This is a genomic window from Anaerococcus hydrogenalis DSM 7454 (assembly GCF_000173355.1).
Classification (GTDB): Bacteria; Bacillota; Clostridia; order Tissierellales; family Peptoniphilaceae; genus Anaerococcus; species Anaerococcus hydrogenalis.
On sequence record NZ_ABXA01000049.1, the window covers coordinates 21755 to 43621 of the forward strand.

Genomic DNA, 21867 nt, shown 5'->3' on the forward strand with positions numbered 1-21867 from the left:
CTATCTAAGTATAGCACAAAAATTTATACAGGAAAAGCTTTCCTTAAAAACATTTATAATATAAAAAATAAATAATAGAAATCAATAAGAAGAAAATTAATATAGGATATTATTTAAAAATAAAAATAAGTTCTTAAATCAACAAAAATCAAGAACTAGTAGAAAAAATTTAATAGGCAAATATTTGACACTACTTAAGTATGTGATATTATTAATATGGAAGTAAATATTTTCTTGAAAATATTTTCATAAGAATCTTTTTTAAAAATTAAAATGATCAAGATTTTTAAAATCATATTTTCAAGAAAATAGGACTAAAAGTTACAAGCTTGATAAAAAATTAGCTAAAAAACTTGACAAGTCTGGTCTCGATTGTTAATATAATAACATAAGCGGTTAAACGTGTTTCTAAATATTATTTTTAAAAATTTAAAGATAATAAATATGAAAAATTATTTAGGAGAAAATATGTATAAATTATCAGAAGATTATGAAGAAATGAGACAAATGTTCCATGACTTTGCAGAAGGTGAAGTAAAACCTCTAGCTCAAAAAGTTGACGAAGAACACATGTTCCCAGAAGAAACAGTTGCAAAAATGCAAGAATTAGGTTTCTTTGGTATTCCATTTGATGAAGAATTTGGTGGACAAGGTGCTGACACACTTACATATGTACTTGCAGTAGAAGAAATTTCAAAATATTGCGCATCAACAGGTGTAGTTTTATCAGCTCATACTTCTTTATGTGCTGATTGTATTAATAAATTTGCTAATGATGAACAAAAGAAAAAATATCTAACACCACTTGCAAGTGGAGAAAAATTAGGTGCTTTTGCCCTAACAGAACCAAATGCAGGAACTGATGCTTCAGGACAACAAACAGTTGCAAAACTTGATGGCGATGAATATGTACTTAATGGTACAAAAATATTTATTACAAATGGTGGATACGCTGAAACATATATAGTATTTGCTATGACAGATAAATCTAAAGGAAATCATGGAATTTCTGCATTTATAGTTGAAAAAGGAACAAAAGGATTTGATTTCGGTACTCTTGAAAATAAAATGGGAATCAATGGTTCATCAACTATGGAATTAATCTTCCAAGATTGTAGAATACCTAAAGAAAATTTACTTGGAGAAGAAGGTAAAGGATTCAAGATTGCTATGGCTACTCTTGATGGAGGAAGAATAGGAATCGCAGCTCAAGCTCTAGGTATTGCAGAAGGTGCTTTAGAAAAAGCAGTTCAATATTCTAAAGAAAGAGAACAATTTGGACGTCCTTTAGCAAAATTCCAAAATACACAATTTAAATTAGCTGAAATGGCTATAGAAATAGAAGCAGCAAGACACTTAGTTTATAAAGCAGCAAGCTTAAAAGATGCTGGTGAAAATTATTCAGTAGCTGCAGCTATGGCAAAATTAAAAGCATCAAGAACAGCATCATACGTTGCTAACAGAGCAGTTCAAATTCTTGGTGGATATGGATATATCAAAGAATATGATGTAGAAAGAATGATGAGAGATGCAAAAATTACAGAAATTTATGAAGGTACTTCAGAAGTAATGTTAATGGTTGTATCAGGAGCATTATTAAGATAGTAGAAAAAAATTTAGGGGGAATATATGAATATATTTGTATGTGCAAAGCAAGTTCCAGATACTAATGAAATTAAAATAGATCCTGAAACTAATACACTAATTAGAAAAGGAGTTCCAAGTATCTTAAATACTTATGATGCTTTTGCTCTAGAACAAGCATTAAGAATAAAAGACAAAGATCCAGAAAATGTAAAAATAACTGTTATTTCAATGGGACCACCACAAGCAGAATCTATGCTTAGAGATACTCTTGCAGTTGGAGCTGACAAGGCTTATTTAGTAACTGATAGAAAATTTGGTGGATCTGATACCCTTGCAACAAGTTATATTATCTCTGAAGCTATAAAAGAAGTAGCTAAAAGAGAAGGCGACTATGACATGATTTTCTGTGGTCTTCAAGCTATAGATGGAGATACAGCTCAAGTAGGTCCAGAAATCGCTGAGCACTTAGATGTACCACAAGTAACTTATGCTTACACAGCTGAATTAAATGATGAAGGAATCAAAGTTCTTAAAGAAGTTGAAGGTGGAGCATTAAATATCCAAGCTAAACTTCCAGCTCTTATAACATTTACAAAATACGGCGATGAAGAATTAAGATATCCAAAAATCAAAAATAAAATGAAGGCTAAAAAAGCTACAATTGAACAAATTACTTTAGAAGAACTAAAAGAAAATATTGATGAGAAAGCAATAGGACTTAAAGGTTCACCAACAAGAGTTAAAAAATCTTATACACCTGAACATAAAAAAATCTGGAGAAATCTACAACGATGAAGATGCTAGCGTTTCTGTAGATAAGTTAATGAATGCTCTTTCTGATGAGAAACTTATTTAGGAGGATATGATGAGTGAAAATAAAAATCTTTGGGTAATTGTAGAAACAAAAGAAGATGGATCAGCTGTAAATGTTGGACTAGAACTAATGAATCCAGGAAGAAGAATGGCTGATGCTATTGATGAAAAATTATATGCTATAATTATCGGATCAAATGTTGATAAAGCAAAAGAAGAAGTTAAAGAATATGGCGTAGATGGAATAATCACAGTAGATAATGAAGTTTACAAAGATTATAATACAGAAGTTTACGCTGATGCTATAGATCAATTAGTTAAAAAACATAGTCCAAATATAATCTTAATCGGTGCTACAAACCAAGGAAGAGATTTAGGACCAAGAGTTTCAGCTAGACTTCACACAGGACTTACAGCTGATTGTACAGAACTTGATATTGATGCTGAAACAAAAGAAGTTAGATGGACAAGACCTGCATTTGGCGGAAACTTAATGGCTATGATTTTATGTCCAGATCACAGACCACAAATGGGAACTGTTAGACCAGGAGTATTCTCAAAAGAAGCTATTGGTGCAAAAGATGATATTGATGTAATTGATGAAGATATCAAATTTGAAGGCGAAGCTAGAACAAAAATCTTAGACTTTATCCCTAGAGATGAAGGAGATGATGTAGATTTAGTTGGTGCTGAATTTATAGTTTCTGGTGGACGTGGACTTGGAGATCCTAAAAACTTCTCACTTATAAAAGACTTGGCTGATGCTCTTGATGGAACTGTTGGATCAAGCCGTGCTGCTGTAGATGCCGGATGGATTTCACACTCTCACCAAGTAGGACAATCAGGAAAAACTGTAGGACCAAAAGTTTATATAGCAATAGGAATTTCAGGAGCTATCCAACACTTGGCAGGAATCAATGCTGCAGATAAGGTTATAGCAATAAATAAAGATCCAGATGCTCCAATTTTTGCAAGAGCTGATTATGGTATAGTTGGTGACTTATTTGAAGTAGTTCCAAAACTTACAGAAGCAATAAAAAATAAAAAAGCAAATTAATTGAAAAATTTTATAAAGTTTGGGTATATTTTATATAGATCTCAAATTGGTTTAAGGATGAGGTAAGTCTCATCCTTAAATTTTATAGAGAAAATTTTCTATTATTATAAATTATATTTGTAAAACAGGAGGAGATATGGATTACAATAAGATTTACAAGCAAAAACTAATTAGTGCAAAAGAAGCTGCAAAGTTAGTTAAAAGTGGTGATTATGTGGATTATTCTTGGGGAGTTTTAGCACCACATGACTTTGATGAGGCTTTTGCAAAAGAAATTACTTCCCTTAATGATATCGTTGTCAGAGGTGGGGTTGAGCTTGAAAAATATAAAATTTTTGATGCAGATGAAAAAAATGAACACTTTGTTTATAATTCATGGCATTCATTAGGTGTTATTAGAAAACTTGCTGGTGAAGGAAGGGCATTTTATTCCCCATTAAAATATTCAGAGCTTCCAAAATATTACAGAACATCTATAAGAAAACCCAATGTTTTTGTAACTCAAGCAAGTCCAATGGATGAACATGGTTATTTCAATTTTGGTGTATCAGCATCACATCTTTATGCTGCAATAGAAAATTCAGATATAGTAATAATTGAAGTAAATAAAAAAGTACCAAGAGGACTTGGTGGATATGAAAATTGTGTTCATATAAAGGAAGTTGATTATATTATTGAAGGATCAAATCCTGAAATGATAGCTTTGGGAAAACCACAACCAAGTGATTTAGATAAGGAAGTTGCAAAATTTGTAGTAGAAGAACTTGTTGATGGAGCTTGTTTACAAATTGGAATTGGTGGACTTCCTACAGCGATTGGAAATGAGATAGCTAAGTCTGATTTAAAAGATCTAGGAGTTCATACAGAAATGTATGTAGATTCATTTGTTGAATTATCAAAAGCAGGAATTATTACTGGTAAAAAGAAAAATATCGATAGAGGAAGACAAGTTTATGCCTTTGCAGCAGGAAGTAAGGAATTATATGATTTTATAGATAATAATGAAGAACTTTGTGCAGCTCCAGTAGATTATTGTAATGGTATTGAACAAATCTCAGCCTTAGATAATTTTATGTCTATAAACTCAGCCCTTGAAATTGACTTAAATGGTACAGTTTCTGCAGAAAGTTCGGGAATAAAACATATTTCAGGCTCAGGTGGAGCTTTAGACTTTATGCTTGGTGCCTATAATTCTAAAGGCGGAAAATCTTTTGTAACTTTACACTCATCAAGAGTTGATAAGAAAGGAAAGAGACATTCAAATATTGTTCCTACATTAATTCCAGGAACACAACCTACAGGATGTAGGGCAAATACACATTATATAGCAACAGAGTATGGTATGGTTAATTTAAAAGGACAATCTTTATGGGAAAGAACTGAAAAATTGATATCTATAGCCCATCCAGAATTTAGGGATGAATTAATCAAAGAAGCCGAAAAAATGAGGATTTGGAGAAAATCAAATAAATAGTTAAAAAAAGTCAATATTTCTTGAAAAGCTAGGAAAACAATGTTATAATATAAGTGTAAGTTATTAATTTAACAATCAAAAGAAACTTTTTTAAAAAACAAAGGAGTAAATATGAAAATTGGTGTAATTGGTTCAGGAATAATGGGCGGCGGAATTGTAGAAGTTGCAGCTAAATTCCATGAAGTAGTAGTAAGAGATATTAAAGATGAATTTTTAGATAAAGCTAAGGCTAGAATAGAAAAAGATTATTCTAAGCAAGTATCTAAGGGAAGAATGGAAGAAGATGCTAAGGAAAAAGCAATCAAAAATATTTCTTATACAACTGATTTAAAAGATTTGGCTGATTGTGATGTAGTTATAGAAGCTGCAACAGAAAATCCAAAACTTAAAAAAGAAATTTTTAAAGAATTAGATGAAGTTGTTAAAGAAGGAGCAATTCTTGCTTCAAATACATCTTCACTTTCAATCACAGATATAGCTGCAAGCACAAATAGACCAGAAAATGTTATTGGAATGCACTTTTTCAATCCAGTACCAGTTATGAAACTTGTAGAAGTTATCAGAGGACTTCACACAAGTGATGAAACAAACAAAAAAATATTTGAACTTGCAGAAGAATTTGGCAAACAACCTATAGAAGTTAAAGAAGGACCAGGATTTGTTGTAAATAGACTTTTAATTCCAATGATTAATGAAGGAATTGGAGTACTTTATGATGGACTTGCAAGTGTAGAAGATATTGATAAGGGAATGCAACTTGGAGCAAACCACCCAATGGGACCTCTTGCTTTGGCAGATCTTATTGGACTTGATACATGTCTTGCAATTATGGAAGTATTGTTTAACGAATTTGGTGATAGCAAATACCGTCCAAATCCATTATTAAGACAAATGGTAAGAGCTGGAGATTTGGGTAGAAAAACTGGTAAAGGATTCTACGATTATTCTAAATAAAATTTTAAAAAATAAGTTCTCACAAGTTGAGGGCTTATTTTTTTACTAAAATTTTTATTTTGGGTATAATAAAATTGATATTATATATTGAAAGGAATTTATATGAATAAAGAAAAAAGAACCAGCAAATTATCATATTTAATTGAAACGATTATGTTTTTTACTTATGCATTTTTTGCTGTAAATTGGATAGCAGGATCAACCCTTACTCCAGAGATAATGGCACATTTTGGAATAAGGGAATTTTCGCAAGCCACACTAATTTCTAATGCTGTAACTTTGGCTAAAATTATTGGAAATTTTGCAGCAGCTTATGTATTAAATAAATTATATCCAAAAAAATCTATTGGATTAGGTTCAATTTTTATTGTTTTAGGATCTGTAATTGCAATTTTTGCTCCAAATTTTATGATTTTTGTAATAGGAAGATTTATTATGGGATTTGGTGGAGCCTTGTTTATTGTGTACTTTTCCCCTGTAGTTATTGAATATTTCTCACCAGAGGATAGACCTTTGATTAATTCTTTAAACACAGTTTGCTATAATGTTGGGTCAATTCTTGCCCTATTATTAGTTTCTCCTGTATTAAAGCATTTTAATAATTGGAAACATTCGCTTTTGTTTTTTGCAGGAATTAGCCTTATCTTGTTTTTTTATGGTTAATTTTTGGAAAAGATTTTGAGATTACAGATAAAACAAAAGAAAAATACACCTTAAAGCATGGTTTGAAAGAAAAAATTGCCTGGGTTATGCCCCTATCTTATTTTGGCCACCTTACTTTGTATATGGTAATGCTAAATATTTTTCCTATTTCAAATCTTTCACCAATTGATCCCAAAACTATTTCTACTCTTTTTGCAGTAGGTGGAGTTGTTGGAACAGTTATAGCCGTAATTTTGAGTAAAAAATTAAAAAAGAGGGTTCCTGTTATAAAAATTTGCACCCTTATTTTTTCAGTTACTGCAGTTTTCATGTTAAGAGCAAAAAGTGGTTTTCTTGCATCTGTACTTGCTTTTTCTATGGGAGTTTTGATGTATGTTCCCCTAACAAGTTTTGTAACTATACCACAAGAGCTTCCAGGTATGAATCCTGCAAGACTTACTCAAATAATGTCAATTTATTGGGCTGTTGTATATTTACTTGAAACAATTGCCTTTTATTTTGTAGGAGTTTTAATTGATAAATTTTCCTACCAAACAGGTTTGTACTTTGCAGTAATTTTATCTTTCTCATTTTTTATAGGATCATTTTTCTTACCAGAGACTTCTGAATATAAAAATAACTAGCTTTATCTAAGCTAGTTTTTTTATTTGATGAAAATGGCTTGTGGTATAATTATAATGAGGTAATTATGGAAAGAAAATGTTATGGAAAAATTAATCTTAGCTTAGATTCTCTTTATAAGAGAGAGGATGGTTATCATGAAATTGATACTATCATGACTAGGATTTCTTTATTTGATAAATTAAAAATTAAAAAAAATAATACTAATGAGATAAAAATAAAAACAAATAGTAAAGTTTTATCTGATGAAAATATTGAAAGTAATTTAATTTATAAGGCATGGTCCTTATTAAAAGACAGGGTTAAATCTCCGGGGGTAGATGTTTATCTTGAAAAAAATATCCCCATTGCTGCAGGTCTTGCAGGGGGTTCAACTAATTGCGCTGAAATGATTTTGGCCTTAAATGACTTGTGGGATTTGGATTTGAAAGATGAGGAAATTTTTGAAATAGGAAAAAAATTAGGAGCTGATGTTCCCTTTTTCTTTTTAAAAAAATCTGCCAGAGCCCAAGGAATTGGTGAAATTTTAAGTGAATTTAAGATAAATTTGGATATGAAAATTCTACTAATAAATGATGGGACAGCTATTTCTTCAAATTTTGTTTATAAAAGATTAAAAGATTATGGGACGGTTGAAACTGAAAAAATAATTAGAGGACTTGAGGATTCTGATAAGAGTATAGTAAAAGATTTCAAAAATGTGATGGAAGATGTTGTATATGAAAATTTCCCTCACCTATTAGACATTAAAAATAGACTTGAAAATTTTGGAGCAAGTAAGGCCTTACTTAGTGGAAGTGGGGCAAGTATTTTTGCTGTATTTTTTGATGAGGATCAAATTAATAAGGCTTATAAGTCTATTAAGGATGATTATAAATTTGTTGAGAAGGTGAGTTTAATAGATGACTAATATTGGAGTTTTTGATTCTGGTTTAGGTGGTCTTACTGTTTTAAGGGAACTTTCTAAAAAACATAAGGCTAATTATTTTTACCTGGGGGATAATAAAAATGTTCCCTATGGAAACAGGTCAAACGAAGAAATTATCAAACTTTCTAAAGATATTGTAAGATTTTTAATTAAAAAAGATATAGATTTTTTTGTTATTGCTTGTAATACTATTTCTGTTGTGGCTATAAAAGAGCTTAGGAAAGAATTTGATAAAAAATTTATTTCTATAACAGATGAAGGGATTAAAGAGGCCTTAAACAGAAATGGAGATGTCTTTGTAATGGCTACAAAGGCTACCTGCAAAAATCATGCTTATAAAAAAATAATCGAAGGAAGGTCCTCTAAAAAAGTATATGAAAAATCTTGTCCTAAGCTTGTAGATTATATAGAAGAAGGGATTTTAAGCGGGGAAAAAATTGATAGCCAATTAAAAGATTATTTGACTTTAGCTAATGAGAAAAAAATTGAAAATATAATTTTAGGCTGCACCCACTATCCTATTATTAAAAAAACCATAGAGAAAAACTTGACCTATAAGGCAAATATTATTGACCCGGCAAAGGTTTTGGCAAGAGATATTGTATTTGATGAAGATTATAATCTAAATATAGAAATTTATATGACTGATGTAAATAAAATTTCACAAGATATGACAAATAAAATAATGGGTAAGAATATAAAAATAAAGAGTCTTTATAAATAAATCTTACATAAATTTAACAAAAACTTTATATAACTAAAAGGAGAAAATTATATGATATATGCAGTTATAGATATTGGATCAAATACTATAAGACTTTCAGTCTATAAGGAAAAAGAGGGAAAAATTTATAATCTTTTCAATGAAAAAGAAGGGGCAAGTTTAAGATCTTATATCAAAAATGGCAAACTTAATGACAAAGGTGTTGAAAGACTTTTAGATACATTAAGAAATTTTAAACATTTGATTAATAATTTTGATGATATAGATTTTGTTTATCCATTTGCTACTGCAACTATAAGAGATTCTTCAAATAGGAGTGAAATTTTACAAAGAGTTAAAGATGAAATAGGCTTTGATATAGAAATTTTATCTGGTGAGGAAGAGTCAAAATTTGCCTTTATTGGAGCTAATTCATCACTTGAAATTAAAAAGGGAGTTTTAACAGATATTGGTGGTGGTTCTAGTGAAATTGTGATAATTGATCAGGGTAAGGTTATAAAATCAACTTCTCTTGATATAGGATCATTATCAGCCTTTAATGATAATGTTGAATTTTTATTTCCAAATAAGGATGATAAAAAAATTATAGAAAAAGCCATAGAAAAAGAACTAAGAGAGAGAAGTTTTTATCAAGAAGACCATGACACCTTGTGTGGGGTTGGTGGGTCTGCAAGGGCAAGTTTAAAACTTTACAATGAATATTATAAGTTAGATAAAGAAAATTTTTCTATGGATAGAAAAAAATTAAAAAATATGTTAAAAGACTTGATAGACCATGAAGATAAAAAACTTTTAGATTTGATTCTTTCTGTAAAAGCTGATAGGGTTCATACTCTTATTCCTGGAATGATTATTTTAAATAAAATTGCCAAATATTTTAAGGTAGATAAAATTAATATTAGTCAAACTGGAGTAAGGGAGGGCTATGTTTACAATAAAGTATTAGGAAAGGAATAAAAAATGGATATATCTTTTACACAAAATAGGGAATTGTCTTGGTTGAAATTTAATGAAAGAGTTTTGGACGAGGCTGATGAAAAAGATGTAGAATTATTTGAAAGACTAAAATTTTTTTCTATATTTGATACAAATTTAGAAGAATTTTTTTATGGTTAGAGTTGGATCTCTTGAAGATTTGTCAAGGCTAAAGAAAAAAGCTGTAGATAATAAATCAAATATGACACCTGAAGACCAACTTTTAGCTATAATGAAAGAATGTAAAAGATTATACCAAAAAAAAGATTCCGTTTATACTAGAATTATAAATGATTTTAAAAGCGAGGGAATAAATATAGAAAAAGTTTCAAATCTTGATAGGAAAGATTATGAAACAGTTAAGTTTTTTTTCGATAATAAGATTGAACCAATTTTAAATTTCCAAGTTGTTGATAGGGTAAGGCCATTTCCGAGACTTCCAAATCTTTCTATTAATGTGATTTTTAACCTTATAAGGCAAAGAGAAAACAAAAAAGATAAGAATTATTTTGGAATAATCTATGTTCCAGATAAAATCGATAGATATTTAAAAGTTTCTCAAACTACTATAGTTTTATTAGAAGATATTATAAGAGAATTTGGAGAAAATGTATTTGATAATTACAAGTGCATATCAAAACATATAATGTCAGTTACAAGGAATGCAGATATTTCATATGATGACGATGATTATGATGTAGATCTTGACTATAGGTCCTATATGAAAGATGTTTTGAAAAGAAGAAAAAGACTCCAACCTGTAAGGCTTGAACTTGATGAAGAAATTGAAGATGAAGTTTTTGATTTATTATTAGAAAAATTACCACTAAAAAGAGAAAATGTATTTATAACAAAATCACCAATGAGGGCTGGCTTTATTTATGATATGCTAGCTGATATGCCAGAAACTTTGATAGAAAAATATTCTTACAAAAATTTTTCTCCTCAAAAATCACCCTTAATCAATGATAATATTTCTATGCTAGAGCAAATAGAAAAGAGAGATTTATTATTATCTTATCCATATGAAAGTATGGATCCTGTAATTAGGCTATTAAATGAGGCAAGCGAAGATGAGTCAGTAATTAGTATAAAAATTACCCTTTATAGGATTGCAAAAGATTCAGAAATTGCAAAAGCCTTAATAAAAGCAGCAGAAAATGGGAAAGAAGTTTTTGTTTTGATGGAATTAAGGGCAAGATTTGATGAAAATAATAATATAGTTTGGTCATCAAGACTTGAAAATGCTGGATGTAAAATTGTATATGGATTTGATAATTATAAGTGCCATTCCAAAGTTTGCCTAATAACAAGAATAAAAGATGACAAAATTGCCTATACAAGTCAAATTGCAACAGGAAATTATAACGAAAAAACTGCAAAACTTTATACAGACTTTTCCTTTATGACAAGTAATGTAGAAATTGGTACAGATGTAAAGGAAGTTTTTGATAATATAATGATAGGAAATTTGGATGGATCTTATAAACATCTTTTAGTTTCACCAAAACCTATGCAAAGAAAATTAGATAAATTAATTGATGAGCAAATTAAAAGGCAAAAAGAAAATAAAAATGGTTATATTAGGCTTAAAATGAATTCAATTTCTGACAGAGACCTTATTGATAAATTATCCCAAGCCTCAAATGAAGGGGTAAAAATTGATTTATTAGTAAGGGGGATAACCTGTATATTGCCAGGTATTAAAAATAGGACTGAAAATATTAAGGTACACCAAATTGTTGGAAGATTTTTAGAACACCATAGGGTTTACCAATTTGGAAAAGAAAATGACTGCAAATTATTTATATCATCAGCAGATTTTATGACAAGAAATATTAGAAATAGGATGGAAGTAGCATGTCCAATATATCAAGAATCTATTAAAAAACAAATTTTAGAATTTTTAGATATTATGTTTGCCGACGATGTTAAAACAAGGATAATGAATTCTAAGGGTGAATACGAAAAGGTTGAAAATAAGAAGAACCTCATTGCCCAAGATAAATTTATTCAAATGGCGATTGATAAGGCTAAGGAAAAAAATAAAGAAAATAAAAGTCAAATCATACCAAACAACATCAAAAATAATAAAGAAAATATTTATGAAAAAGAAAATAAGACCTTATTTGAAAAGATAAAAAACTTTTTCAAATAGATTTAAAATCGCTAAGATAATTTTAGCGATTTTTTTATTATTTATTTGAAAAAGTTCATATATACTATACATATTTCCTAAATCTTGTGTTATAATGGAGTAAAGAAATTATAAAGTTTTTAAAATATTTACTATAAATTGAAATATATTTATATTATTTTTTAAACTATCCCACAGACGTAAATTGATTTATATTGAAATATATGTAAGGAAGAAAATTAAAAAAATGGCAAATAAGAGTATAAGAGATTTAAGACGCAAAAAATTAAGAGAGAAAAAAAGAAAAAGAAGAAAAAATTTAATTAAGATTGGATTTTGTGCCCTAATTATAGTTGGGGCTTTAAAAATAGATTTTAGAAAAAAAACAGATGATATAAAAATAAGAAAACCTATAGAAAATAGGTACGCCCAAGCCAATAAAAAAGAGGAAAAAAAGGAAGAGAAAACAGGAGCAATCCAAGTTGCAACAGCGATAGGATTTGAGGATTTAAAAATAAAGGATGATCAAAAGTTAGACAATGATGGATACAGTGATGTAATGAAATCTTATGTAAAATCCCTTAAAAGCCAATATTGCTACCAAGAGCCATCAGATTATTCAAAAACTTCTGTGAGCATAGGAAATGACCAATACATAGAATACTATGGCACAGAAAATTCCTTTTCAAAAATAAAAATCAATGACGATTTTTATTATGTAAACAAGTTTGGTCTAAGAAAGCTTAATAGTGACAATGAAAATATTGATGTTATAAAGGGAATTGTTTTTGTTAATAAAGAAAATCCCTTACCAAAAGATTTCAACCCTGGTCTTGATCCAACAAGCAAAAAAGCCTTTAACACTATGCTAATTGAAATGAACAGGGAAGGATTGAATGTTAAGATTGCATCAGATTTTAGAAAAGGTGAAAGTGAAGAAAAATTACTAGACCAAGATAACCCAGATGCTGATGATCCTTTTACAAGCGAACACCAAACAGGTACTAGCTTTGACTTTTTTACTGACGATACCAAGTACTCAAACAAATTCAAAGATACTGAAGAATACAAATGGTTAAAAGATAATGCCTATAAGTATGGTTTTATAGAAAGATACAAAAAAGAAAAAGAATCTATCACAGGAAAAAACAAAGACCATGGCATTTTAGGTATGTAGGTGTAGAAAATGCAAAACAAATGTATGAAAATGATCTTTCATTAGAGGAATATTTAAAAATCAAATAATAATTTTTGGCACAAGTAATAGCTTTATTTCTTGTGCTTATTTTTATTAAATTTCAAAATTGAAAGTAGACTTATTAAAGATATAATAAGATTTATAATTTTAAAAAGAGAGGTAATTATGGGACAAACAGCATTTATGTTGATGCTTGTGACGATTCTTTCCAAAGTTTTTGGATTTTTGAGAGAGTCTGTTATGGCGTATTATTATGGGGCTGGAGATATTGTAGCAATTTATGCAGTAGCAAATACTCTTCCTGTAGTAATTGCAAATTTTGTTGCATCGGGAATTATTTATGGATTTATTCCTATTTATACTAAGGCAAAAAATGAAGAAGGCCTAGAGGCAGCTGAAGATTTTACTTCAAATATTTTTAATATCTTGATGGTATTTTCAATGGGGGCTGTAATATTTGGTTTTATCTTTGCGGGAGCTTTTTGTAAATTATTTTCACCAGATTTAAAGGGAGAGCTTTTACAAACAGCTATAGTATTTACAAGAATTATAATGTTTGCAATTTTTGCATATCTTTATTCAGCAGTTTTCAGGGGATATTTAAATTTAAAGGGAAACTTTTTTGTACCAGCTGTGACAGGGCTTATAATGAATGTAATTATAATATTTTTTACTGTTATAAGTGGAACTTTAAAAAATCCTTACCTACTTGCTATTGGTTGTTTGTTGGGAAATGTTTTGCAATATATAATGTTTCCAAAGGCAAATAGAGATCACGGTTACAAACATTCAAACAAAATAGATATTCATAATAAATATATAAAAGCACTTATTATGATTTCTATTCCTGTTATAGTTTCATCAGCTGCTGGGGAAATTTCTTTGACAGTTGATAATTCTATGGCATCATACTTTTTTGGAAATGCTTCAATTTCATATTTGAGATATTCAAAAACACTCTTGTCATTAATAACTGGAGTTATAACAGTTTCTGTTACCACATCAATATTTCCAACCATATCACACTTGGGACAAAGTGGAGATTTTGAAAATATGAAAAAACATTTAAATTCTGCCATAGTTTCTACTATGCTTTTGGTAATTCCGGCAACAATAGGAATGATGGCACTTGCAGTTCCAATAATTAAACTTGTTTATCAAAGGGGAGCCTTTGATAATAAATCAGTAATAGTTACAGCATCAATGTTAATTGCCTATGCACCTTTTGTAATATTTCAATCATTTTCAGATGTAATTGATAAGGGCTTTTATGCAGTAGGAGATTCTAAATCTCCAGTAATAATTGTTGTAATTCAACAAATAATAAATGTAATATTCAACTTTATTTTGATAAACTTTTTTGGAATTGAAGGACTTGCACTATCAACAACCATATCAGCAGGAGCAGGAGCCATATTAATGTTGATGAAATTTAGGAAAAATTTTGGAAGAATAAATTTCAAATCTTCCTTAAAATCTTTAATTAAGATAACACTTTTATCAATAATAATGGGTCTTATTGCCCTAAGCTTATATGAAAAATTGAGCGTAAACATGTCATATCTTCCGTCCTTATTTATTTCAATAATACTTGCAGGATTGTTCTACATAGTAACAATTTTACTTGCAAGAATTCCTGAAGTAATGAAAATGGTAAACCACCTTTACCATAAAATTATAAAGAAAAGAAAATAAAAAGAGGCTCTAGCAAAATATTTTGCTAGAGCCTTCTTCTAATTTGCTATTAAATTTTTCATATAAATTGAAATAATTTTTGAGAAATTATCTAAATTTTTTATCCTACAAAAATCTGATCCGTATATTAATTTTGCATTTTCTATATCTTCATCTTCTCCAGTAAAAACTCCCAAAACTTGAATACCATCATTTTTTAAGGCCCTAATTTCCTTTGCCGTATCATCAACAGCTTTTTTGTCTACATATTGGTCCTTTATTTTTGCATTTACCGTATTTATATTGTGTTTTTCATCGTTTGGACGGCCATCCGATAAAATTATCAAAATTTTTCTAACATTTTCGTTTTTATCTTCACTAATTAACTTGTGAATTGTCTTAAAGGCAAGGCCATCTCTGTTTGCACCTGATGCAAAAAAATCATAAATATTTTCATTTTTCCCCTTATCCTTAAAGTCCCTATACATATTAAAAACAGTATAATCTCTTAAAGTTGAAAAGGAAGAAACCCTAATTGGAATATTTACCTTATCCATGGCATTTGCAATTATAAAAGCTTGGTTTGCTACAAGATTTTGCCTTTTAATTTGACTTGCAGATCCATCAATCAACAAATCTAATTGAAATTTTGGTTTTGGATCTTTGTTATTTGAAAAAAATACTTTAGATTCATTTAAAACTGGAGCCTTCCAAACATTAACAGAATCAAGAAGGCCGTAATTTTTCCTATAAAGTTCGTCTTCTTCATAATTTGCCAAAGAATTTGTAATTGTCCTTGTAAGTTCATTTACAGCCCTGTTATTTATAGAAAGGTTCTCTTCTATATATTCCCTTGTCTTTTCCCTTTGTTTTTTCTAACTTTTTGATTAAATCTAGCATTTGGAGAATCGGTGTATTCTCCCTTGGTAAAATATAATTTTTTTGACTTATGAATGCCCTTGGCAAGTTCTTTTTCTAATAATTCTTGTCTTTTTTTGCTTATAGAAAGTTTTCCATAAAAATCCTCAATAAATGAATCTTCTCTTTTATCTTTATTATCATCAGATTTTTCAAAGATAAAAATATCCTTGTTCATATCCTCTTTTTTTTCTTCAAAATAAATATAACCATTAAACTCTGCAGATTGGATTTGAAACTGGTCTTCTATATTTTTTTCAATATCTGATTCGTCTAAATCTTCATGGTCAAAATTTTTGGGCTTTTCTTCCTTAATCATTTGATCGAAAAGTTCATTGTATTGGTCAAATCTTTCAAAAAGAAAATATTTTTTAAAAAGTTTATTTAGCCTATCTATAATCTGACTTGATTTATAAGTATCTATAGAAAAAAGTTCACCATAAAAGTTTCTAACAAGTTCGGCCTCTGTGATAGGTTTATTAAAAATTTTTCCGTAATAGGCTTTTTCTATTTGCTCATAAACATTGTCAGTGTCTTTTTTGTATTGGTATTTGTCGAGAATTTTTTTGGCATAGGCCTTTCTTAAATCTTTTATTACAAGATTTGTTTTTTCTAATTTCCTATAAGATAAATCTTCCAATAATAAAAGTGTAATATTCTTAAATTCTTCAAAAAAAAGGATTATCCTTTTTTAAATAAGAAAAAAATGAGGAAAATAAATCAAGTCTAAAATTTTTAAACTTGTACCCTTCGATTATATTTTTGTAATTTTTATCCATGGGATAGTAGGATTTTGGAAAAATTTTATAATCATCAGCAAAATCCCAAATTACATTCATGGCCCTTAACTTTTCAAAAGTATCAGTCATCAAATACACTCTCTTTGATTTCTTTTGGAAGTTTTGAATCAACGCTATCTCTTACAAGCTCTCTTTCAAATTCGTCAAAAGATTTATTAATTAGTCCCATTTCAATAGCATCATATGGGTTAAGGCCTATTTCCATAGTTTCAATTGCAGAAATTAGTCCCCTAAGGTCGACTGATTTTGTAGAAATTTCTGAGTTTTCACTTTTTTCTTGGAGGGATTCAAAAATATCTATAAAAGTTTCCAAATATTTGTCCTTTAATTTTGGGAATTTATCTTTTAATAAATGTTTCAAATTTCCCCTTGTAATATTTGGCATATTTATAACCATAAATCTTGATGCAAGTGCCTCGTTTACCTCTCTTGTTCCAACATAACCATAATTCATTGTTGCGATAAATCTTGTCTTATCATCAAGTTTTATTTTGTCATAACCTGGAATATCAATTACACGTCTGTGATCAAGAGTTGCGTGGAGGACAGAAATTGCCTCGTTTTTTGCCATATTTATTTCATCCAAAACACCAAAGCCACCTTTTTTTGCACATTCATAAACAGGTCCTTTTCTAAAAACTACTTTTCCGTCTTTAAAAGTATCAGCTCCAACCAAGGAATTGTAATCAGTATTTACGTGAAAAGAAATATCCCATGATGGACGGTTAAAGATATAGGAAAGATTTTGAGCTAAAACATTTTTTCCTGTAGCTTTTGGACCAGAAAGTAAAATATTTTTTCCAGATAAAATTGCAGTTATAGCTTTTTTTAAAACATCTTCCCCATAATATTTAAATTCTGGTTTTACAATCCTATCCTTATCTTCATCATCTATATCTGAATTTCTAAATTCTATTATTTTATCTATTAACTTGTCATTTAAATTTAATTCTTTTAAATAATCTATCATAATTCACCTCTTTTGCTATTATACAACAAAAATTCCAATAGGCTATTGACAAAGTCCATTTTAGGACTATAATATTACAAATAGAAAGGATCAAAATGCAAGAAGATAAATCACTTTATATTTTTAAATTATTTTCCGTAATTAGAAAAGTGCAGGGACTTAATAACCAAAGCTTTAAAGATATGAAAGCTAATGGTATAAAGACTGCAATTTTTTTATTTCTAATTTATGAAAAAAATATCACCCAATCCATAATTGTAGAAAGAATGGCTGTTGCCAAACAAACTATAAATAATGTGATTATGGAATTGTGTGAAAATGGTTATATAAAAAGAATTTCAGATGAGGATGATAAGAGGATAAAAATTTTAGAGCTAACAGATAAGGGAAAATCTTATGCAGATGATTTCTTAAAACCCTTAAATGATTATAATGAAAATTTATATGATAGACTTGGGGAAAAAAAGATTAAGCAAATGATAGAAGATTTTTCTAATTTAGCAGAAATTTTGTGTCAAATAAATAAGGAGGGGGAGAATGAATAGTTTAAAAGAATTTTTTGAAAATTTTAAATATCTTATGCCTGCTGTTGGCCAATATAAGAAAAATGCAAAAATTTCTATGCTAGCTACAAGTATTGAAACTATTTTGGAACTTGTAGTTCCTACAATTATGGCTTTAATAATTGATAGGGCAGTAAGCAGGAAAGATATTAAAATGACCTTTATTTTGGGTGGACTAATGATTGTAGTTTCACTTATATGTATGTATTCAGGAATGGTTGCAACCAAACACGCATCAGCAACCTCATCTGGTTTTGGTGCTAATTTAAGAAAACTAGCCTTTGGAAAAATTCAAACATTTGGCTTTGAAGATTTGGAAGAATTTAGAACATCTTCTCTTATAACAAGGCTTACAAGTGATATCCAACAAATAATTTTTTCTGTATTTTTGGCAGTAAGATTTATTATAAAAACTGTGGTTATGGCCCTTGTAGCTGTAGTTTTATCAGTAAAAGTATCACCAAGGCTTTCACTTTTATTTTTAGTTACCCTACCACTTTTAGTCATTGCCATATTTTTTACTATGTCAAAGGTAATTCCAGGATTTAGACAATTTAGAAAAGAATTTGATAAATTGAATTTAATAGTTCAAGAATCTTTGGCAAATATTAGGGTTATAAAATCTTTTGTAAGAGATGATTTTGAAATTAAAAAAATGGCAGAACAAAATTTTACTATGTACAAATTAATTGATAAGGCAAGTGGAGCTATGTCTTATATAGGACCTATTGCCAATGTAATTATGTTTGGATCAATGGTTTCTATAGTTTGGTTTGGTGGAAATGAAATTATTAGTGGACAAATTAAAGTTGGAGAGCTAATGAGCTTTATTATGTATTCAATGATGCTTTTGGGTGCATTTTTGGGAATTTCTATGGTTTTGATGCAAATGATGGCATCAAGCCCTGGAGTTGTTAGAGTTGCAGAAGTTCTTGAACACAAACCATACATGAACAATGATGAAAAAATTGAAAATTTAGAAGTTAAGGAAGGATCAATTGATTTTAATAATGTTTCTTTTAAATATGGAAAAGATTCTGACAATTATGCCTTAAAAGATATAAATCTTCATATAAAAGAAGGAGAATCTATAGGAATTTTAGGATCAACTGGTTCAAGTAAGTCGACCTTGGTTCAACTTTTGCCTAGACTTTATGATATCGATAAGGGAGAGTTAAAAATCGGTGGACTTGATATAAAAAAATACGACATAGAAAACTTAAGAGATGCTGTAAATATTGTTTTACAAAAAAACACCTTATTTTCTGGAACTATTGAAGAAAATATAAGGTGGGGAGATATTGATGCATCATTTGAGGAAGTAGAAAAAGTAGCTAAAATTGCTTGTGCAGATGAATTTATAAAAGAAAGAGCTGATGGATACCAATCAGTCTTAGGTCAAGGGGGAACGGGAGTTTCTGGTGGTCAAAAACAAAGAATTTGTATAGCTAGATCTCTTTTGAAAAAACCAAAAATTTTAATTTTAGATAATTCTACCTCTGCTGTAGATACAAAAACAGAAAGTAAAATTGTTGAAGGAATAAATAAATATTCTAAAAATTTAACAAAAATTATTATATCTCAAAGAGTTTCATCTTTTAAAAACTGCGATAGAATCTTGGTTATGAAAGATGGATATATTGAAGATATAGGAAGTCATGACCAAGTTTATAGTAGAAATGATTTTTACAAAAAAACTTACGATATGCAAGAGAAAGGAAGTGATCTAGATGAAAAATAAATTAAATTCATCAAAAAATAATCCAACTTCCCACGGAGGTATAAAAAGACTTTTAAAATATTTATTTAATTATAAGTGGCAAATGCGTTTGGTTATAATTTCTGTAATAGTTTCAACTGTATGTCAAATTTTGGGAATGTCACTTTTACAGCCAACAATCGACACGGCAATTTTAAAAGCAGATATAAATGGGCTTAGGTTAAATATAATTAAGATGATAATCTTATTTTCTATTTCAGCCCTAACTTCTGTAATTTTTTCAAGACTTATGGTAAGGGTAAGTGAAAAAAGTATTAGGGATATAAGAAATGAATTATTCGCAAAAATTCAAAGCATGGACATAGGATTTTTTGATCAAAATACTCACGGAGAAATAATGAGTAGGTTTACAAATGATACTGACATGCTTGGTCAGTCCTTAGCTTCATCAATTCCAAATTTATTACAATCTTTCTTACTATTTGTAGGAACATTTGTAATAATGTTTGTAATAAATTTCAAACTTACAATAATAACTATATTAACAATTTTTATAATGCTTGCTATTTTAAAAAGAATTGTAAAAAAATCAACAAAATTATTTTCAAGAAACCAAGTTGAACTTGGAAAAATGAATGGGTTTATTGAAGAAACTTTATCAGGTCAAAAAATAGTAAAAGTCTTTAATTTTGAAGAAAACTCAAAAAATAAATTTAATAAAATGGCCGATACGGTCAGGGAATTAATTTGGCAAGCAAATACTGTAATGGGAAAAATTATGCCATTTTTGAAAAATGGAATAAATATTTCTTACGCCATAGTTTGTATGGCAGGAGCCTTTCTTACTATTGTTGGGCAAATGACTGTAGGAACCCTTGCAACATATTTAACCTATGTAAGGCAATTACAAAATCCTATAGCCACAGTTTCTCAACAAGCAAATGTTATGGCCCAAGCTGTTGCCGGAGCAAATAGAATTTTTGAAATTTTGGATATGGAAGGTGAAAAGGACGATGGATATATTGACCTTGTCCATACAACTATTGATAAAAATGGAAATTTCAAAGAATCAGAAAGTCTAACAGGAATTTATGCTTGGAAAAAAGTTGAAAATGGTAAGGCTTTTTATAAGAGGCTTGAAGGAAAAATTGACTTTGAACACGTTAACTTTTCTTATGATGGAAAAAATCAAATTTTAAAAGATGTAAGTTTTTATGCAAGACCAGGAGAAAAAATTGCCTTTGTAGGATCTACTGGGGCTGGAAAAACTACTATTACAAATGTAATTACAAGATTTTATGATATAGATTCAGGATCAATCAAGGTTGATGATATTGATATTAATAAAATTCAAAAACAAGCTTTAAGGAGGGCCTTTGGAATGGTTTTTCAAGATGTAAGTTTGTTTACAGATTCCATTTATGAAAATATAAGATATGGAAGGCTTGATGCAAATGATGATGAGATAAAAGCAGCTGCAAGGATGAGCAAGGCTGACTCATTTATTAAAAGACTCCCACACGGATACGATACAAAAATTTATGGAAATGGATCAAGCTTGTCTGATGGACAAAATCAATTAGTTTCAATTTCAAGAGCTGCTGTTGATGAACCATCCATGCTAATTTTGGATGAGGCAACAAGTTCAATAGATTCAGCAACAGAGCTTACAGTAACAGATGCCATGGACAATCTTATGACAGGATCAACATCAATTGTAATTGCCCATAGATTATCAACAATAAAAAATTCAGACGTAATAATGGTAATGGATGATGGAAAAATAATCGAAAGAGGAGATCACCAATCCTTAATGACAAAAAAAGGAACATATTATCAATTATACACAGGAAAATTAGAATTAGATTAAATAAAAAAGGTAGAAAGCTTACAACTTTCTACCTCAGAGTATAGACATAGTACGAATGTAGATAATATTTTATTTTAAAATAAAAATCAAGCTACGTACCATCTCGACTAAGTGAGTGAAACGAACGCACGGAGAAATCTCATGAGATTTCTCCGCTCGTTGCACTCGGTCGAAATGTTTAAATTTTTAGCTTGTCAACAGTCTGAGGTAGAAAGCTTATA

The 21867-nt window shown here is 29.3% G+C and carries 20 protein-coding genes and 1 pseudogene; 17 read left to right on the forward strand and 4 right to left on the reverse strand.

Annotated elements, in window-relative coordinates; genetic code table 11:
• Window positions 1–468 precede the first annotated feature (468 nt).
• The 14 genes and pseudogenes from ANHYDRO_RS08955 (at window position 469) to murJ (ending at window position 14826) form a co-directional block, all read left to right on the forward strand.
• Window positions 469–1605: an acyl-CoA dehydrogenase gene (locus ANHYDRO_RS08955; protein WP_039914553.1), complete on the forward strand. Its 1137-nt coding sequence runs from the start codon at window positions 469–471 to the stop codon at window positions 1603–1605.
• 24 nt (window positions 1606–1629) lie between these two features.
• Window positions 1630–2443: pseudogene (locus tag ANHYDRO_RS08960) on the forward strand (electron transfer flavoprotein subunit beta/FixA family protein).
• A 9-nt stretch (window positions 2444–2452) separates the two neighbouring features.
• Window positions 2453–3457, forward strand: a complete 1005-nt coding sequence (locus ANHYDRO_RS08965) for an electron transfer flavoprotein subunit alpha/FixB family protein (RefSeq protein ID WP_004815908.1) — start codon at window positions 2453–2455, stop codon at window positions 3455–3457.
• Between the two features lie 136 nt (window positions 3458–3593).
• Window positions 3594–4931 (forward strand): acetyl-CoA hydrolase/transferase C-terminal domain-containing protein, encoded by a 1338-nt coding sequence (locus ANHYDRO_RS08970; RefSeq protein ID WP_004815909.1) that lies wholly within the window; start codon window positions 3594–3596, stop codon window positions 4929–4931.
• 111 nt (window positions 4932–5042) lie between these two features.
• Window positions 5043–5885: a 3-hydroxybutyryl-CoA dehydrogenase gene (locus ANHYDRO_RS08975; RefSeq protein ID WP_004815910.1), complete on the forward strand. Its 843-nt coding sequence runs from the start codon at window positions 5043–5045 to the stop codon at window positions 5883–5885.
• Between the two features lie 102 nt (window positions 5886–5987).
• Complete coding sequence (locus tag ANHYDRO_RS10975; RefSeq protein ID WP_004815911.1) at window positions 5988–6548, forward strand: MFS transporter; 561 nt, start codon at window positions 5988–5990, stop codon at window positions 6546–6548.
• A gap of 62 nt (window positions 6549–6610) precedes the next feature.
• Window positions 6611–7171 (forward strand): MFS transporter, encoded by a 561-nt coding sequence (locus ANHYDRO_RS10980; protein ID WP_244261678.1) that lies wholly within the window; start codon window positions 6611–6613, stop codon window positions 7169–7171.
• A gap of 65 nt (window positions 7172–7236) precedes the next feature.
• Entirely contained in the window at window positions 7237–8079 is an 843-nt protein-coding gene (ispE, locus tag ANHYDRO_RS08985; protein ID WP_004815913.1) for a 4-(cytidine 5'-diphospho)-2-C-methyl-D-erythritol kinase, read from the forward strand.
• Window positions 8072–8821 (forward strand): glutamate racemase, encoded by a 750-nt coding sequence (gene murI, locus ANHYDRO_RS08990; RefSeq protein ID WP_004815914.1) that lies wholly within the window; start codon window positions 8072–8074, stop codon window positions 8819–8821. Before ispE ends, murI begins: the two co-directional genes overlap by 8 nt.
• A 51-nt stretch (window positions 8822–8872) precedes the next feature.
• The gene (locus tag ANHYDRO_RS08995; RefSeq protein WP_004815915.1) at window positions 8873–9778 is read left to right on the forward strand and encodes a Ppx/GppA phosphatase family protein; all 906 of its coding nucleotides are present in this window, start codon (window positions 8873–8875) and stop codon (window positions 9776–9778) included.
• Between the two features lie 3 nt (window positions 9779–9781).
• Window positions 9782–9937 (forward strand): hypothetical protein, encoded by a 156-nt coding sequence (locus tag ANHYDRO_RS11385; protein WP_004815916.1) that lies wholly within the window; start codon window positions 9782–9784, stop codon window positions 9935–9937.
• Window positions 9930–11954 carry a polyphosphate kinase 1 gene (gene ppk1, locus ANHYDRO_RS09000; protein WP_004815917.1) on the forward strand — a complete coding sequence of 675 codons (2025 nt, stop codon included), beginning with the start codon at window positions 9930–9932 and terminating at the stop codon, window positions 11952–11954. Before ANHYDRO_RS11385 ends, ppk1 begins: the two co-directional genes overlap by 8 nt.
• Window positions 11955–12180: 226 nt before the next feature.
• Complete coding sequence (locus ANHYDRO_RS09005; RefSeq protein ID WP_004815918.1) at window positions 12181–13110, forward strand: M15 family metallopeptidase; 930 nt, start codon at window positions 12181–12183, stop codon at window positions 13108–13110.
• A gap of 186 nt (window positions 13111–13296) precedes the next feature.
• Window positions 13297–14826, forward strand: coding sequence for a murein biosynthesis integral membrane protein MurJ (gene murJ, locus ANHYDRO_RS09010; RefSeq protein ID WP_004815919.1), 1530 nt, complete (start codon window positions 13297–13299; stop codon window positions 14824–14826).
• Between the two features lie 38 nt (window positions 14827–14864).
• Here the strand turns inward: murJ and ANHYDRO_RS10985 are convergent, their stop codons facing one another.
• The 4 genes from ANHYDRO_RS10985 to ANHYDRO_RS09020 form a co-directional block, all read right to left on the reverse strand.
• The gene (locus ANHYDRO_RS10985; protein ID WP_004815920.1) at window positions 14865–15584 is read right to left on the reverse strand and encodes a VWA domain-containing protein; all 720 of its coding nucleotides are present in this window, start codon (window positions 15582–15584) and stop codon (window positions 14865–14867) included.
• Window positions 15585–15646: 62 nt separating this feature from the next.
• The gene (locus ANHYDRO_RS10990; protein ID WP_004815921.1) at window positions 15647–16363 is read right to left on the reverse strand and encodes a hypothetical protein; all 717 of its coding nucleotides are present in this window, start codon (window positions 16361–16363) and stop codon (window positions 15647–15649) included.
• A gap of 28 nt (window positions 16364–16391) precedes the next feature.
• Window positions 16392–16592: a hypothetical protein gene (locus ANHYDRO_RS10995; protein ID WP_004815922.1), complete on the reverse strand. Its 201-nt coding sequence runs from the start codon at window positions 16590–16592 to the stop codon at window positions 16392–16394.
• Window positions 16585–17493: an AAA family ATPase gene (locus ANHYDRO_RS09020; protein ID WP_004815923.1), complete on the reverse strand. Its 909-nt coding sequence runs from the start codon at window positions 17491–17493 to the stop codon at window positions 16585–16587. Before ANHYDRO_RS09020 ends, ANHYDRO_RS10995 begins: the two co-directional genes overlap by 8 nt.
• 95 nt (window positions 17494–17588) lie before the next feature.
• Here ANHYDRO_RS09020 and ANHYDRO_RS09025 point away from each other — a divergent pair, with 95 nt between their 5' ends.
• Genes ANHYDRO_RS09025 through ANHYDRO_RS09035 form a run of 3 tightly spaced genes read left to right on the forward strand, consistent with a single transcriptional unit; the run spans window position 17589 to window position 21646 of the window.
• Window positions 17589–18038 (forward strand): MarR family winged helix-turn-helix transcriptional regulator, encoded by a 450-nt coding sequence (locus ANHYDRO_RS09025; RefSeq protein ID WP_004815924.1) that lies wholly within the window; start codon window positions 17589–17591, stop codon window positions 18036–18038.
• A complete protein-coding gene (locus ANHYDRO_RS09030; protein WP_004815925.1) occupies window positions 18031–19797 on the forward strand; it encodes an ABC transporter ATP-binding protein in 1767 nt (588 codons plus the stop codon). Before ANHYDRO_RS09025 ends, ANHYDRO_RS09030 begins: the two co-directional genes overlap by 8 nt.
• Complete coding sequence (locus ANHYDRO_RS09035; protein WP_004815926.1) at window positions 19787–21646, forward strand: ABC transporter ATP-binding protein; 1860 nt, start codon at window positions 19787–19789, stop codon at window positions 21644–21646. The genes ANHYDRO_RS09030 and ANHYDRO_RS09035 overlap by 11 nt, the downstream gene beginning before the upstream one ends.
• Window positions 21647–21867: the final 221 nt, after the last annotated feature.

Excerpts from the sequence above, each read along its gene's own strand:
- ANHYDRO_RS08955 (WP_039914553.1), top strand. The coding sequence starts at position 469 with ATGTATAAATTATCAGAAGATTATGAAGAAATGAGACAAATGTTCCAT.
- ANHYDRO_RS08965 (WP_004815908.1), top strand. The coding sequence starts at position 2,453 with ATGAGTGAAAATAAAAATCTTTGGGTAATTGTAGAAACAAAAGAAGAT.
- ANHYDRO_RS08970 (WP_004815909.1), top strand. The coding sequence starts at position 3,594 with ATGGATTACAATAAGATTTACAAGCAAAAACTAATTAGTGCAAAAGAA.
- ANHYDRO_RS08975 (WP_004815910.1), top strand. The coding sequence starts at position 5,043 with ATGAAAATTGGTGTAATTGGTTCAGGAATAATGGGCGGCGGAATTGTA.
- ANHYDRO_RS10975 (WP_004815911.1), top strand. The coding sequence starts at position 5,988 with ATGAATAAAGAAAAAAGAACCAGCAAATTATCATATTTAATTGAAACG.
- ispE (WP_004815913.1), top strand. The coding sequence starts at position 7,237 with ATGGAAAGAAAATGTTATGGAAAAATTAATCTTAGCTTAGATTCTCTT.
- murI (WP_004815914.1), top strand. The coding sequence starts at position 8,072 with ATGACTAATATTGGAGTTTTTGATTCTGGTTTAGGTGGTCTTACTGTT.
- ANHYDRO_RS08995 (WP_004815915.1), top strand. The coding sequence starts at position 8,873 with ATGATATATGCAGTTATAGATATTGGATCAAATACTATAAGACTTTCA.
- ANHYDRO_RS11385 (WP_004815916.1), top strand. The coding sequence starts at position 9,782 with ATGGATATATCTTTTACACAAAATAGGGAATTGTCTTGGTTGAAATTT.
- ppk1 (WP_004815917.1), top strand. The coding sequence starts at position 9,930 with ATGGTTAGAGTTGGATCTCTTGAAGATTTGTCAAGGCTAAAGAAAAAA.
- ANHYDRO_RS09005 (WP_004815918.1), top strand. The coding sequence starts at position 12,181 with ATGGCAAATAAGAGTATAAGAGATTTAAGACGCAAAAAATTAAGAGAG.
- murJ (WP_004815919.1), top strand. The coding sequence starts at position 13,297 with ATGGGACAAACAGCATTTATGTTGATGCTTGTGACGATTCTTTCCAAA.
- ANHYDRO_RS10995 (WP_004815922.1), bottom strand. The coding sequence starts at position 16,592 with ATGACTGATACTTTTGAAAAGTTAAGGGCCATGAATGTAATTTGGGAT.
- ANHYDRO_RS09020 (WP_004815923.1), bottom strand. The coding sequence starts at position 17,493 with ATGATAGATTATTTAAAAGAATTAAATTTAAATGACAAGTTAATAGAT.
- ANHYDRO_RS09025 (WP_004815924.1), top strand. The coding sequence starts at position 17,589 with ATGCAAGAAGATAAATCACTTTATATTTTTAAATTATTTTCCGTAATT.
- ANHYDRO_RS09030 (WP_004815925.1), top strand. The coding sequence starts at position 18,031 with ATGAATAGTTTAAAAGAATTTTTTGAAAATTTTAAATATCTTATGCCT.
- ANHYDRO_RS09035 (WP_004815926.1), top strand. The coding sequence starts at position 19,787 with ATGAAAAATAAATTAAATTCATCAAAAAATAATCCAACTTCCCACGGA.